The sequence below is a fragment of the Stenotrophomonas sp. ZAC14A_NAIMI4_1 genome (assembly GCF_003086915.1).
In the GTDB taxonomy this organism is placed as follows: domain Bacteria; phylum Pseudomonadota; class Gammaproteobacteria; order Xanthomonadales; family Xanthomonadaceae; genus Stenotrophomonas.
In genome coordinates this window covers 1,873,487-1,887,245 of sequence record NZ_CP026002.1, presented here as the reverse complement: position 1 = coordinate 1,887,245, position 13,759 = coordinate 1,873,487, and the positions used below count along the sequence as shown (strand labels likewise).

The following is a 13,759-nucleotide window of genomic DNA, read 5'->3' as shown; positions in this document are numbered from 1 at the left end:
CGGGGAAAGAGTGCCCAGCGCGCGTGCACGGGCCAGGAAATGGACGGGGATCAGCCTGCCGACGCGGAGACGGTCTGCACGTGCTCGCGGTAGCCGTCGCGGGTGAGGCGATAGCGCAGCTGCAGGCTGTTGCCCGGCTTGGGCTGGAAGGGCAGTTCCAGTGCGGCATCCGGGTACAGGCTGTGGGTGATGTCATGGGCCGTGCAGGCACCCGCGCGCGTGCACTCGGCCACGCTGGTAATGCCCACGCGCAGGCTGCCGGTGTTGAGCAGAGTGTTGCCCTGCAGCTGCAGCGCCACCTCGCCATCGGCGGGCAGCACGTTGACCAGTGCGCCCCATACCAGGCTGACCCCTACATTTGCCTGCGAGCCGGGTTCACCTTCAATCGTGGTTTCTTCTGGTCCGCGTACACCCTCGAAGTACACGCGGTAAGCAGTTTCTTTCTCAACCGGCTGCAGCGGAATGACGCGTATCAGGCGGTTGCCGCCGCCAGCCAATGCGAACTTGCCAGGCGTCACGGCGATGGCGGCCTCGTGCGGCTCAACTTCGCTTTCCTGCTCGTTGGCGCTGGCAGGGTTGTCGATACGGCGTAGCGTGGCCTGCACGTACTGCGCCTGGGTGGACTGCGAGTACACGCGGATCTGCGTGCTGCGCTTGCCTTCCACCGACGAGCGCATGGGGTGCACGGTCAGATTGGCGTGGGCTGGCGCTGCAAGTAGCAGCGCTACCGGCAGCAACAGGTAGACGAACTTGTTCATGAGGATCTCCGTGGGAATCAAGGCCGGGCGGTGGGCACGCGCAGTTCCACCTTCAACTCACCGGTGTAGACGCCTTCGCGCTTGCTGCTGGCTGTGAAGGACGGCGTTTCCAGCGTGATGGGCGTGGGGACGCAGTAGACGGGCTGGTCCAGCTTGGGCAGCTTGACCAGCCGCAGTGCGGTCTTGTCGACGCCCAGCAGCTGCTCTTCCACGCCGTTGCGCATGCGGCGCTTGCTGCCGGCGTAGTTCAGCCAGACGTTGAAGCTCACGCGCTCGCGGTCATCACCGGTCGCATCGCGGTGCCAGAGGGAGTAGTCGTCGCCGACGCTGGGCCGTGAGCCTGTGTCCCGCACCGTGACACCGAGGTACTCGCTCTGCGAACCCAGGCCGTCGTACAGGCACATGTCGAGGTCTTTGCTGCCGGCGATGTCTCCGTTACGCGGATCGTAGCGGAGGTCCATATTGACGTTGGCGTTGCCGTTCTCGAATCCGGGCAGGTAGATCGCGACCGCGTCGTAGTCGGTGATCGTGAAATCGAAGTTGAAGATATAGGTGGCTAGGTGCTCGGAAGGCGGGCGGCGCAGACGGAGTTCGAGAGTGCCTTTCCAGTGCCCGGCGGTGAGTTTGCGCAGCGAAGTGCTATCGAGCGCAATAGCACTTCCCGTCCCAACAATAGGCGTACCAAGACAGGTTTTTCCGTCAGACGAGTGGGCTGTCTGGACGTTGGAATGCCAGTAATCCGCATTGCACGACACTGCGGGATCGATACGATTGATGGATACAGAAATGGAAACATCAGTGCGATAGCCGCTGCGTTGCTCCAAGAACACCAAGGGCACATCACTGGGAATGCCGTAGGTGGCCGAGTGTGTATCCTCCACAGGGCACCGCCCCTTTGCCGAGTCACTCGCGGACGGGCACGTAAAGTACAACGCGCCATACTGCTTCGACGGGTCAAGGTGATCGTGGGCGATCAGCGTCCTTCGCGGCCACACCTCGATGTCCGCCGGAATCGCAGAGCGATCCCAGCTCACCACCACATCCTGGGTAATCACCCCGCTGGGCGGTTCCATCTGCGGCGGCCTCTGCGCCCACGCCTTCGGCACCACCACCGCCAGCGCACACACCAGCATCCATACAAACAACACGCGCCGGCTCATGGCGTCTCTCCTGCAGCAGCGGTCTGGGGTACAACAGCAATCAGTGCCTGTTCCTGCAGCAGACGGGTCACGCGGGCCTGCTGGCGTATCTCTGGCGGCAGCAGCGCCACGGCAAGCGGTTCGCACTGCACCGCGCCTACCAGCAGCACCACGCTGCGGCGCTCGCGTATCTCCAGTGGGCACTGCAGCAGGTGGTCGTTCTGCAGCAGGTACAGCGTCTTCTCAAAGCGGGGGAACTCGGCCACGAAGCCGCCATTGGCGCTGGTGCTTGGCACCGGCGCATTGAGAATGCGGGCGCCGCCCAGTGGCAGGCCGGCCACATCGCGTGCGCTGCCGATGAAGGTGTAGGTCACCTCGATGGGCACCGGCATGCGAACCAGCCGGCCCGGCGAGAGGAACAGCGGCCGCATGCCCGAAGCACCGGTTACCCGTACCGAGGCGATGCCTTCCAGCGAGCTGGCGTCCTGCAGCTCGGCACGGTGGCTCTGGTAGGCCTGCAGCGGCATCAAGCGGCGCTCGCCCAGCTTCAGTCGCTGGCGGCGAGCGCCGCCCACCTGAAGCTCGGCGGCCAGGCCGCTCAGGTCCAGGTCGTCGGTGTCATCCACCTGCACGGCCAGGCCGGCATCGGCGGTGGCGCCGCCGCCCCAGTACAGCCCACGCCGGCTCAGAGCAAAGCTGGAGGCGTGGTTGGCACTGTAGGAATACGTGTTGCGGCCCGGCTGGCGGTACCCGGCCAGCGTCGCGCCGGTCTGGCCCACCTTGCTCTGCAGCTGCGCGCCCAGCGAGGCGCTGTAGCGTTCATTGTTGGTGGCGCGAAGCTCGCCATTCACTTCGCGGTAGTTGGCGTCCACGTCCTGGCGCAGGCTCTGCGCCACGCTGTAGGTCACGTCGGGGCGCTGGTGTTCGGGCTGGCGTGCATCCACCGCATAGCGGCGCTGCGAGCTGCCGCGTTCGCCCTGCTGCAGCCGGCTCAGGCTGAGGCTGAGGAATACGCCGCGGTCGCGCGTTGCCGCTGCACCCACAGCGGCGTCGTTGCGCTGCTGCCACACGCCCGTGCGGGTGGACACGGTGAATTCGCCCCAGCGGTGGGTACGGCTGTAGCTGGCCTGCCAGGTGCGGCTGCGCTGTGCTTCGCGCTGTGGGCGCAGCGGGTCGGGCGGCAGCCACGGCAGCAGCCCGTCCAGGGGGTCATCGCCAAAGCCGGGTAGTTCGCGTGCGGGCCGCCAGGTCTGGCGGCGGGTATAGCCCACGTAGGCACTGCCGCCGGCAAGCGGCAGCGACATCGACGCGCTGAGCGAATCGCTGCAGCCCAGCCGGTCGCGTGCATCGTCCTGGAAGCGGCAGGCATTGCCACGCATGCGTTGCTGGTAGACGTTCCACGCCGCCGTACGGCGGTAGGACAGCTGGTGCTGCTGGCCGCTGCTGCCGTCACTACCGCGCAGCACGCTGAAGGCGCCGCGCACATCCTGGGTAGTGAACTGGCGGCGCACATCCAGCCGCACTTCGCCATAGGTGAAGCCGGCAATGTCAGCCATGCCCGCAGTGACGGCCATATCGCGCACTACCGGCACGCGCACGCCCGCGTGCAGGGCCTGGTCGCTGTCGAAGGTGGTGCTGCGGCGCTCATCGCGCTGGCCCAGCTGCACGAACCACTGCATGCGGCTGTCGGTCCAGTCGCCGCCCTTGTCGAACGGCGCGTCCTCGCTGCGCACCAGGATGCCGTCCTCGTACACGCGCAGGGTGACGTTGTAGCTGCCCATCGGGAAGTTGCGGGTGTCGAGCTGGTTGACGCCCGCCTGCAGGTAGAAGGTCTGCAACAGACGCTCGCCATCGAAGGCATCCACGCGTGCGTCGCGCGCCAGCAGCACGGTCAGCGGTGACGCCTGCACGGCGCCGTCGGCATCCACGTAGGCGTAGGTGGTGCCGAAACGCACGCCGCGGAAGCGGTCCAGCGGCAGCATGCCGAAGGCGAAGGTGCCGCCCTGCGTGCTGGACAGGTTGCGGCGGTCCATCAGGCCGGCCTGCACGTAGTGCTCCTGGCCGAGGTCGTGCCGGTAGTACGCGCTGTCCAGCTGGAAGTCATCACGGCTGCCACCATGGCGATACTGCTGGCGGTTGTAGTTCCACTCGCCTGCCAGGTGGCCACGCGCGAACACGCCCAGCGTGCCTGCGCCCTGTGCGCTCAACGACTGGTAGTCGCGGCCGCCGCTCATGTTGAAGGTCTGCCGGTGCAGCCATGCGTTCTCGGCGTTGGGGGTGACTGTGTGGAAGCGGTGCGGCTCGCGCACTTCACCGGGAATCCATTGGCGGGCCACGAACAGGCGCACCGTGCCCTCACCCTCGTCGTAGAGCGCGCGTACGGCAGCGGGTTCCTCGGGCGGTGCCATGTAGCCGCACCCCGCCGCAGCGCCGCCGTAGCGGCAGGCCAGATGGCTGTTGCGCGGCATCGGCTGTGAGAGCGCGGGAAGGAGGGCGGCCTGCGCTTCGGTAGTCAGCCCCAGGGCTTCGGCGACACGCTGCGGGTCCAGCAGCTGCACGTCATCCAGCGTGACCCGCACCGGTGACAACCCGGCCGACTGGCCAAACAGGCTGATGTCCAGCTGCTCGGTCTGGCCTTCAACCAGATCTTCGAAACCGGCGGGGACGGTACGCGCTTCGCATAGCGCGGGGGCCAGCGCGAGGGCGAGCGCCATCGCCAGCCGGGTAACGGCGGGGGCGGGAATGTTCATGCAGTGGCAATCGAATTAGGGCCGGCCCGCGATTGCGGGCCGGCGGGTGGTGCTTACGGCTTCTGGCGCATCACGATGGTGGCCATGCCCTGGTACTGGGCCGATGCCAGATCGCCGGCGGTAGTCTGTTCGATGACCAGCGGCAGCACGATCGAACGGCCGGTAATGGCACCGTCGAAAATCTGGGTTGCCAGCAGGTCCTGCGCGGTCGTGGTCAGCTTCATGTTGTTCAGGCTGACGGTCATCGGGACGCGCTTTGCCGACGGGCTGCCCACGTTCGGGATCAGCTCCACATCGCTGCCGAGGGCGACTTCGATGTCCTTGGTTTCGTCGTTGGAGAAGATGCGGGTGTTCTCGCGCCACGGGCTGAGGCCGCGGCCGCCCGGCTGGTAGGTCAGGGTGACGATGTCATCCAGGGCGCTGCCGTCTTCCTTCTGGAACGCAAGCGTGGCGTCCACATTCGCGTAGAGGGTGATGTTGGTGTCGATGGCAAACGCGGACGACGATACGGTGGCCAGCGCTGCAGCGAGCGCGGCCTTCTTGATAATGGCGTGCATGGAGGTTGTCTCTCTCGGACAATGATTGGAATGGTTCCCGTCCTGCTGTGGAAGCGCAAAGAAGGGGCGTCGCCCGCGTGAGGGTGCGTGGCGACGGAGAGAATGTTAGGAGCCGATCAAATGGAAAGCCATGCAAACATTCAGATATTTGAATGCATTGTTGGTTTCTTCCTGCAGCGTGGATTATCGCGCATGCGGAATTTGAAACGTCTTGTACGCGCACTGTGCGGCGTGTTCGATTATCTCTGTGCCCTGTACGTTCTGGAACTGCAAGTTATTGCATTGCTACAGCACTGCTTGCCTGTGAACCTAGCCGGTCAATACGGCTGCATCACAGGAGAACTCCGATGTTTACTCGTCTCAGGCGCATCGCACGATGCGCCCTCGTCGCACTGCTTCCGCTTTTCGGCAGCGCATGCGCACCGGCTGCGCAACCGGTAGTGGCGGTGCCCGGTTCGGTCGTCAGCCTGTCGCCACCGCCTGGGTTTGAGTTGGCGCCCAACTACTCAGGCTTTGTCAGTGAGGACGGGCGTTCCAGCATTCTGATTGCGGAGCTGCCGGCCCAGGCCAGCGATGACGTTGGTGCGCTGTTTGCTGACGAAGCCACGGCGCGCGAGCGCTTCGCCACCCAAGGCGTACGCGTGGATCGCCTGGAGCTGCTCACGGTCGGTGGGCAGGCTGTTCCTGTCGCCGTTGGCAGCCAGACCGCGCATGGCTACACCTTTGATAAGTGGGTGGCCTTCTTCAGAGGGTCGCCGACGGTGCTGGTGACCCTCCAGGCAACGGCCGATCGCAAACTGACCCACAAGGAGGCCATGCGTGTCCTGGCATCGGTCACGTTGCGGCAGCCGGCAACGCCGGAGGAGAAGGTCGCTGAACTGCCTTTCACTGTCAGCGCAGCGTCACCGTTCCGGAGGATCGACACGCTGGCGGGCTCGTCAGTGATCTTCACTGCCGGCGCGCTGGATACCGACCCTGAGGGCACGCAGCCGTTGGTGGTTGTCGCGTCCCAGCTTTCGCTGCCTTTCAGTTCGGATGATCTGGATGAGGTTTCCAATCAGTTGATCGCGGGCACGGTCAAGATCAAGGGTGGCACCGTGGTATCCCGCAGCGAGGTGGGCTTTGCCGGTATCCGGGGCTACCGCGTTGACGGCATTGCGCCCGAAGGAAGCCGCTACCGGCATTACCTCGCGCTGTGGCCAGGTGATCGCTTTGTTCGCATGATCGCCATTCTCCCCGCCGGCAGCGGCCCCGAAGTGGAAGAAGCCGTGGACACGATGGCCGCTTCGGTTCGTTTCAAGGATTGAGCTGGATCTACCAAGGCGGCTGGAAACCGGTTCCCCGGTAGATCCACGCCATGCGTGGATGAACCCCCGAATAGCCCCCAGGCACCTGGATACAGGCGTCTATACAGTAGATCCACGCCACGCGTGGATGAGCCATCCCGAACAGCATCCACGCACAGCGTGGATCTACCAAGGCAGTTGGATGCAGGCATCGGTTCAGTAGATCCACGCCACGCGTGGATGAGCCATCCCGAACAGCATCCACGCACGGCGTGGATCTACCAGGGCAGTTGGATACAGGCGTCGGTTCAGTAGATCCACGCCACGCGTGGATGAGCCATCCCGACCAGCATCCACGCACGGCGTGGATCTACCAGGGCAGTTGGATACAGGCGTCGGTTCAGTAGATCCACGCCACGCGTGGATGAGCCGCCCCGGACAGTATCCACGCACGGCGTGGATCTACCAGGGCAGTTGGATACAGGCGTCGGTTCAGTAGATCCACGCCACGCGTGGATGAGCCGCTCCGGGCAGTATCCACGCACGGCGTGGATCTACCTTGATACAACGAAGGCGGCTAGTGGCCGCCTTCGCAGGGTGAATCAGTACTCGATCCAGGCATCCCGCCAGGCCGAGCCGGTGCCCGGGCGGTAGGGCTCTGCGTTGATGTTGCACCAGGCGCCCTCCGGGAACGGGCGGCAGGCGTACAGCTTGCCATCGGTTCCCTTCACCACCGTCTGGCCGGGGATATAGCTGCCAAGCCCGGCGGGGTAGACGAAGTCGTAGTCGCCCGGCGGCGGATCAATCGGATCGGGATCCGGCACGCGGGTATCGAGCTGGAAGCGATGGCCCGGCGTCAGGTACACGCGGTTCTCGGTGGCCGATGCCACCGGCGTGATCACGCCGTTCTGCAGCACGCCGACGCGCGCGTGGCGGGCACTGGCATTGACCTTGCGGGCCAGCGCCAATGGCCACTGCGTGGCACCGGTCTGGCCCGCCACCAGGGTGATCTCCGGGCGTTCCACATCGTTGCCGTTGGCATTGAACACGCGCAGGCTCAGGGTGGTGCCCACCTCCAGCGCTCCACGCGCGGTGACCGGGCCGGCATCCTGCCACTGCGGGGGCGGGTTCACGCCGCCACCGCCTTCAAAGCGGACATCGGCGCAGGTGTAGAAGGCCTCGGCGGAATCCGAGCGCTGCCAGGTGTTGTAGATCACGTGCTGGCCGGTGCGCTTGGGCAGCGGGCAATCCAGCTTGTAGACATCGCCGGAGAGCGGCACGTTGCCGAGCGTGCAGAATTCTTCCAGGTCCCCCCAGCGCAGCGGGCTGCCCGGCTGCCAGCCCTCGCGGGTGACATAGAACTTCCAGTCGCGGGTGGCGTGCGGGGCAGGTGCCTTGTACTCGAAGGTGTAGCGGCCGCGCGCATCGCCACGGATGGGCGTGGTCTGCCAGTCGCTGCGGTTCAGGTCCAGGCCGCGGTACTTGCTGTTGCCGCCGCTGCACAGCTCGCCATCGGGCACGACGGCCTGGTGGTTACCGTTGGCGGCCGCTTGGTTGATGCCTGCCCAGTCATAGAAGGGCTGTGCACCGCCGATGGCCTTTGCCGCGGCACAGGCCGGGTTGGTCGGGTTTTCCGGGTTGCCCTGGTAGCAGGAGTAGACGCGGCTGGACGGCTTGGACAGGGTGCCGTGGGCGAACGCGGTGCCGGAGGCGGCTACGCTGCCGAGGATGGCCAGCGCGAGTGCTGCCCGATGGGAGTGACGCATGGAGAATCTCCTGTGGGTGGTGGAACCCCATGAGTGTCGATGCGTGTGTCTGCGGTTGCCATGCAACTACTTGGATAGTTTCAGGCTGTTTTCTGGAATGGAATGCAGTGCGCAGAAGAGAGTGTCGACCAACGGTCGACACCCACCAGAGAAGGGCGTGTCTACCAGAGCGAGGTTAAACGTGCGGGACGGGCGCGCCGAAGCGGTTGTCACCCGGGGTGCTTGGTAGCAGCATGAACACCAGCACCGCAAGGTTCGCAAACGGTACGAGCAGCAGCAGGTACCACCAGCCGGAACGGTCGGTGTCATGCAGGCGGCGCACGGTGACCGAAACCAGCGGTACCAGGATCGCCAGCCACACCACCACGCCCAGGCCCATCGATACCCATGCCAGTGCCTCCGAGCCGGTATAGCCGGCAATGAAGCTCAGCACATGCAGCGGCATGAACACGATCAGGATGAACAACTGGAACCACCAGTATTCACTGCGGCTGGCACGTCCGCTGAACTGCGCGTAGCGGGTAAGGGGGATCATCATCTTGTGCATCGGTACGCTCTCCAGAAAGAAGCGCGCACTATCGCCGTGTGGGCGAATGATCTCCATGCAATTTATTGCAATTGCAGCGCGAGAATATGTAGAGCCGAGCCCGTGGTCGGCTCCGTGCGGAACCGCGTGTCGACCAACGGTCGACACCTACCGGGGTGCTGGGCGTGTCGACCAACGGTCGACACCTACCGGTGGTGCTGGGCGTGTCGACCAACGGTCGACACCTACCGGGGTGCTGGGCGTGTCGACCAACGGTCGACACCTACCGCGTGGGCTCAATGCGTGACTTTCGCCTCGGCATCGCGTGCGGTGCCGTAGTCGTCCAGCCACTGGAATTTCAGGCTTCCTGGCACGGATGCACCCGACGGCAGCGGCAGGTTCAAGCGCTCGCCCGGTGCCACCATGTCCACCTCGATCACCTTGCCATCGGGCAGCGTCAGCCCGCTCAGCGTCACGTGGTAGGCGCTCGGGTTGTACACCTGCAATGCTTGCCCTTCGGCACGCCATTGCAGCGCAGCCGCTGCATCACGTGCATGGCCCGGCAGGCCAGCCGGGCGATAGAACAGCTTTACCCGCGTGCGGATGGCGAACTGCAGCAGATTCTGGCCTTCCACCGCTTCGGGCTTGGGCGGAATGTCCAGCAGGTTGAAGTACAGCAGCGACTCGCGGTCGGCGGGCAGCGCGGCCCCGGCCATTGGCGCATACGTCAGCCGGAACGCCTGCGCGTGCCCGGCCTCGATGCGGCGCGTGGTCGGTGTCAGCACAAACGGCAGCTTCTGGCTGCCGGCCTTGGCACTGGCGTCGCCATCGTCCAGCCACACCTGGGCCAGGGCGACCTTGTCGCCGCGGTTGTTGGCGTTCACCGTTACCGCACCCTTGCTGCCGTCGTAGACCACGCGAGTGCCCTGCAGGGTCACCGCCGCGGCGGCGGGCAGTGCGGTGCCTGCGCAACCCAGTGCCAGCATCAATGCGTATGCGCGAATGTTCATGGGAGTGTCCTCGGAAAAACCGCCCGACAGCACGCCGCCGGGCGGGGGCGCTTACTTGTAGACGATGTCCATCTGCGCGGTGGCATTGGCCGAGCCGGCCACCAGGTCAGCAGCGGCACCGGTCTTGGTGTACCAGACGCTGTGCTTGAGGGTCGCCGGTACGGTATCGGTCACGTTGACGAACTGGGTCGGGGCGTTGTTGATTTTCAGCAGCGTATCGGTGCTGTCATAGATCTTGTACGCCACACCTTCAGCGGCGCTGGCGGCGGTAAGTGCCAGTGCGCCATCGGCCGTGGACGAGCCGCTGAACTTCACTGCCACATCATGCGAGCCGGCGGCGCCCGGGCAGGCCACGGCCACGTCCAGGTCGCGACGGCCGATACGTTCGGCACCCTTCAGGTCTTCCAGATCCATCTTGCCCATCGCCACGGCAACGCCGCCATTGATGGTGGCGATGCAGGTGGTCTCGACGATCTCACCGGAAATGGTCAGATCAGCCGCATTCACGGCCGGGGCGGCGGCCAGCAGGATGGCCAGTGCCATCGGGGTCTTCAGGTTCTTCACGGTGTGCTCTTCTCTAGATGATAGGGAACGGGAATGCAGCAGTAGCCAACGTGGCGACAGCAGCAAGGCGTGCGGGTTCAAGGGCGATGCCGGCTTGCGATCCAGGAATCGGCGCGTGGTTCTACGTCCCTCTGGGTTCTCGCACCGGCGCATCATCCGCCAGCGTTGCCAAGCCATCCATGCAACATGTTGCAAAACACAGGTTCCGCTGCAGAAAACGCGCAACTTTGCAACAACTTGCATGTTCCAAAAGGCGCCCGCCGCCTACGCTGCACGCCTCCCATCACTACCGGGGCTGCACTGCGGCCGCGCCGACGCCATGCGCCTGTGTTTCTCTCCCTGTCAAAGCGCTACGCAGTGTTCGCTGCGCCATACCGCACTGGCTGTGGCCATCAGCACCACACTGATGTTTGTGGGCGCGCTGCCTGCGCATGCGCGTCCGGGCGGCGAAGTGGAATTCAGTGAGGGATTCGCTACCGGCTTCGGCAGTAACAACCTTGCGCGCTTCAGCGTGGGCAATCCGGTGGAACCCGGTCACTACAACGTCGATATCCATCTCAACGGCGAGTTCGTCCGCCGCGATGATATCGAGCTTGTCGAATCCGATACGCCCTATGTGGCAACGCCCTGCGTGCCTGCGCAGCTGCTGCTTTCGCTGGGCCTGAGCGACGCCGCACGCGAAGCCGTGGAGGCGGCCGACAACCCGCAGTGCGTCGATCTGCAGGCCGTGATCGACGGTGCGCGTGTCACCTACGACGACAGCCAGCTGCGCCTGGATATTTCGCTGCCGCACGTGGCGCTGCAACGCCAGGCACGTGGCTTCGTTGCACCAGAACTGCGCGACCACGGCATCACCGCCGCGTTCTTCGGCTACACCGTCAACCACTACCGCAGCCAAGGCCAGCAGAACAGCTACGCCGGTATCACCAGTGGTGTGAACCTGGGCGCGTGGCGGCTGCGCCATCGCAGTTCCATCAGCCACAACGCGCAAGGCACGCACTTCAATACGCTCAACAGCTACCTGCAGCGCGACCTGCCGCGCTGGAACAGCCAGTTCACCCTGGGCCAGAGCAACACCGGTGGCGAACTGTTCGACAGCGTCGGTTTCACCGGTGTGCGCGTGGCCACCGATGAACGCATGCTGCCAGATTCGCTGCGTGGCTATGCGCCTGTGGTGCGCGGCGTGGCGCAGGGCAATGCGCGCGTCACCATCCGCCAGAACGGCGCGGTGCTGTACGAAACCACCGTGGCGCCCGGCCCGTTCGCCATCGACGATCTCTACCCCAACGCCGGCAGCGGCGATCTGGAAGTGGCCGTCACCGAGGCCGATGGCCGCGAGGAACGCTTTACCGTCGCCTTCTCGGCCGTGCCGCAGGCGCTGCGCGAAGGCAGCCAGCGCTTCAGCATCACCGCCGGTGAGCTTCGCAACACGGGCCTGTACCAACAGGCGCTGCGCTTCACCGAAGGCACCTATGCGCGCGGCGTCAGTAACCGTGTGACCCTGTTGGGCGGCGTGCAGGTGGCCGAGCACTATCAGGCGGGTCTGGCTGGCGCAGCGTTCAACACGCCGTTTGGTGCCATCGGTGCCGACGTCACCCATGCGCGCGCAAACGTGCCCGGCCTGCCCGCGCAGTCGGGCCGCAGCTACCGGCTGAACTATCAGCGCAGCGTGGCGCGCACCGGTACCAACCTGGGCCTGGCTGCGTACCGGTACAGCACCGAAGGCTTCCTCACCCTTACCGATGTTTCGCAGCTGTCGTTCGACCGGCCGCAGGCCGCAGATGCGTTCGTCATGCGTACGCGCCAGCGCTTCCAGATGAATTTCTCGCAGCGCGTGGGCACGCGTGGCCAGCTGTACCTGGCCGGTGGTCATGTGACCTACTGGAACCGCGCCGGCAAGCACAACGATCTGCAGCTGGGCTTCCACAGCAGCTACCGAAGCGCCAACTACACGGTGTCCGCCACGCGCTACCGCATGGCCAGCGGCGCGCCAGACACGCGGCTGTCATTCATGCTCAGCCTGCCGCTGGGCCGCACCAGCAACGCGCCGCGCGCCACGGCCACCTACAACGACAGCCGCCTGGGCAGCCAGCAGCAGCTGGGCATCAACGGCAACCTGGGCGAGGGCCGTGCGTTGTCCTACAGCCTGTCGGGCAACCGCGGCCAGGGCGGCAGCGGCTACAACACCTATGCCAGCTACCAGGGCAGCCGCACCGATCTCAGCGCTGGCTACAGCCATGCCAACGGCAGCAGCAGCTTCAATGCAGGCGCCACCGGCAGCGTAGTGCTGCACCGTGGCGGCATCAACTTCGGCCCCGCGTTGGGCGACAGCTTCGCGCTGGTGGACGCACAGGGTGCACAGGGCGCCACGGTGGGCAGCGGTCGCAACGTCACCGTGGCCGGCAATGGCTACGCCGTGCTGCCCTATACCAGCCCGTACCGCTGGAACCAGATCAACCTGGACACCGCCCACCTGCCGCTGGATGTGGAAGTGCAGGCCAGCTCGCAGCGCGTGGCGCCCAGCGCCGGCAGCATCGTCAAGGTCAGCTTCCAGTCGCGCAATGAACGGCTGTGGCTGATCGATGCCAGCGATGCCGATGGCACCCCGCTGCCCTATGGCGCGCAGATCGTGCACGCCGATGGCCGCACGCTGGGCCAGGTGGGGCAGGGCGGTGTGCTGGCCCTGCGCGGGCTGGAGGCGACCGGCTTCGTGCACGTGCAGACCGAAGACGGCATGGCCTGCCGCCTGCAGTACGCCATGCCCGAGGCAGCTGATGCACAGGGCCAGTACTGGTCGCAGGCGCGTTGCGTGGCGCTGCCGCCGGCAGCGCAGGCAGACGATGTTTCCGATTCAACGACCGGAGCTTCCCAATGAAAGCCCAGCACCTCCTTTCTGCTGTGCTGCTGCTCGCCGCTGCCGGGCAGGCCAGCGCCGATTCGGCCATCCTCACCTTTACCGGCAACGTGCTGCCGGGTACCTGCACCGTCACGCCGAACGTGGCCGTCACGCTGGACAACATCCCGCTCAATGACCTGGTACCCGGTTCCGTGAACCTTGGCTATCAGAAGCCGGTGGTGCTGCATTTCACCGGCTGCGTGGGCGTGAGCAGCGTCGAGGTGACCTTTGACGGTACGGCCGACCCGACGCAGAACGGCCAGTGGAAGAACCTGGCCGTCGGTGGCGCCACCAATGTGGCCGTCCTGTTGCTGGAGGGCACCAGCGGCAACACAACGTTGACCAGGGGCATGAAGAGGGTGGTCACCATCGGTGGTGCCGCCGCTGGCCGCTTGGACATGCGAACCAGTTACTCCCACTGGCCCGGAACGGTACCGACACCAGGGGATGTCAGTACGCAGATCACCGTCATTGCTGATTACCGATGAGCCATGGCTGGGTAGTACT

Annotated in this window: 11 protein-coding genes; 3 read left to right on the top strand and 8 right to left on the bottom strand. The window is 65.3% G+C overall.

Annotation, left to right across the window (positions count from 1 at the left end; all coding sequences use genetic code 11):
• Nucleotides 1-50: 50 nt before the first annotated feature.
• The 4 genes from C1926_RS08670 to C1926_RS08655 are packed head-to-tail and all read right to left on the bottom strand — an operon-like array spanning nucleotide 51 to nucleotide 5,204.
• Nucleotides 51-758 carry a pilus assembly protein gene (locus C1926_RS08670; protein ID WP_108758905.1) on the bottom strand — a complete coding sequence of 236 codons (708 nt, stop codon included), beginning with the start codon at nucleotides 756-758 and terminating at the stop codon, nucleotides 51-53.
• 17 nt (nucleotides 759-775) lie between these two features.
• On the bottom strand, nucleotides 776-1,918 hold the full coding sequence (locus tag C1926_RS08665; RefSeq protein ID WP_254057388.1) for a CfaE/CblD family pilus tip adhesin: 1,143 nt from the start codon (nucleotides 1,916-1,918) through the stop codon (nucleotides 776-778).
• Entirely contained in the window at nucleotides 1,915-4,647 is a 2,733-nt protein-coding gene (locus C1926_RS08660; RefSeq protein ID WP_108758904.1) for a TcfC E-set like domain-containing protein, read from the bottom strand. Before C1926_RS08660 ends, C1926_RS08665 begins: the two co-directional genes overlap by 4 nt.
• Before the next feature lie 53 nt (nucleotides 4,648-4,700).
• Nucleotides 4,701-5,204, bottom strand: coding sequence for a CS1 type fimbrial major subunit (locus tag C1926_RS08655; RefSeq protein WP_108758903.1), 504 nt, complete (start codon nucleotides 5,202-5,204; stop codon nucleotides 4,701-4,703).
• A 347-nt stretch (nucleotides 5,205-5,551) separates the two neighbouring features.
• Here C1926_RS08655 and C1926_RS08650 point away from each other — a divergent pair, with 347 nt between their 5' ends.
• A complete protein-coding gene (locus C1926_RS08650) occupies nucleotides 5,552-6,511 on the top strand; it encodes a hypothetical protein (protein WP_108758902.1) in 960 nt (319 codons plus the stop codon).
• Nucleotides 6,512-7,092: 581 nt separating this feature from the next.
• Here C1926_RS08650 and C1926_RS08645 read toward each other — a convergent pair.
• From C1926_RS08645 to C1926_RS08630, 4 genes are all read right to left on the bottom strand, one after another.
• Nucleotides 7,093-8,256: a lytic polysaccharide monooxygenase gene (locus C1926_RS08645; RefSeq protein WP_108758901.1), complete on the bottom strand. Its 1,164-nt coding sequence runs from the start codon at nucleotides 8,254-8,256 to the stop codon at nucleotides 7,093-7,095.
• A gap of 175 nt (nucleotides 8,257-8,431) precedes the next feature.
• On the bottom strand, nucleotides 8,432-8,803 hold the full coding sequence (locus C1926_RS08640; protein ID WP_108758900.1) for a DUF805 domain-containing protein: 372 nt from the start codon (nucleotides 8,801-8,803) through the stop codon (nucleotides 8,432-8,434).
• 275 nt (nucleotides 8,804-9,078) lie between these two features.
• Nucleotides 9,079-9,792 (bottom strand): fimbria/pilus periplasmic chaperone, encoded by a 714-nt coding sequence (locus tag C1926_RS08635; protein WP_108758899.1) that lies wholly within the window; start codon nucleotides 9,790-9,792, stop codon nucleotides 9,079-9,081.
• 51 nt (nucleotides 9,793-9,843) lie between these two features.
• Nucleotides 9,844-10,356 (bottom strand): fimbrial protein, encoded by a 513-nt coding sequence (locus C1926_RS08630; RefSeq protein ID WP_159095057.1) that lies wholly within the window; start codon nucleotides 10,354-10,356, stop codon nucleotides 9,844-9,846.
• Nucleotides 10,357-10,762: 406 nt separating this feature from the next.
• Between C1926_RS08630 and C1926_RS08625 the strand changes: the two genes are divergently transcribed.
• Entirely contained in the window at nucleotides 10,763-13,231 is a 2,469-nt protein-coding gene (locus C1926_RS08625; RefSeq protein ID WP_254057387.1) for a fimbria/pilus outer membrane usher protein, read from the top strand.
• Complete coding sequence (locus C1926_RS08620) at nucleotides 13,228-13,740, top strand: fimbrial protein (protein WP_108758897.1); 513 nt, start codon at nucleotides 13,228-13,230, stop codon at nucleotides 13,738-13,740. Before C1926_RS08625 ends, C1926_RS08620 begins: the two co-directional genes overlap by 4 nt.
• The last annotated feature ends 19 nt before the right edge of the window (nucleotides 13,741-13,759 follow it).

What these genes read in the sequence shown, in the direction of transcription:
- C1926_RS08670 (WP_108758905.1), bottom strand. Translation starts at nt 758, where the DNA reads ATGAACAAGTTCGTCTACCTGTTGCTGCCGGTAGCGCTGCTACTTGCA.
- C1926_RS08665 (WP_254057388.1), bottom strand. Translation starts at nt 1,918, where the DNA reads ATGAGCCGGCGCGTGTTGTTTGTATGGATGCTGGTGTGTGCGCTGGCG.
- C1926_RS08660 (WP_108758904.1), bottom strand. Translation starts at nt 4,647, where the DNA reads ATGAACATTCCCGCCCCCGCCGTTACCCGGCTGGCGATGGCGCTCGCC.
- C1926_RS08655 (WP_108758903.1), bottom strand. Translation starts at nt 5,204, where the DNA reads ATGCACGCCATTATCAAGAAGGCCGCGCTCGCTGCAGCGCTGGCCACC.
- C1926_RS08650 (WP_108758902.1), top strand. Translation starts at nt 5,552, where the DNA reads ATGTTTACTCGTCTCAGGCGCATCGCACGATGCGCCCTCGTCGCACTG.
- C1926_RS08645 (WP_108758901.1), bottom strand. Translation starts at nt 8,256, where the DNA reads ATGCGTCACTCCCATCGGGCAGCACTCGCGCTGGCCATCCTCGGCAGC.
- C1926_RS08640 (WP_108758900.1), bottom strand. Translation starts at nt 8,803, where the DNA reads ATGCACAAGATGATGATCCCCCTTACCCGCTACGCGCAGTTCAGCGGA.
- C1926_RS08635 (WP_108758899.1), bottom strand. Translation starts at nt 9,792, where the DNA reads ATGAACATTCGCGCATACGCATTGATGCTGGCACTGGGTTGCGCAGGC.
- C1926_RS08625 (WP_254057387.1), top strand. Translation starts at nt 10,763, where the DNA reads ATGTTTGTGGGCGCGCTGCCTGCGCATGCGCGTCCGGGCGGCGAAGTG.
- C1926_RS08620 (WP_108758897.1), top strand. Translation starts at nt 13,228, where the DNA reads ATGAAAGCCCAGCACCTCCTTTCTGCTGTGCTGCTGCTCGCCGCTGCC.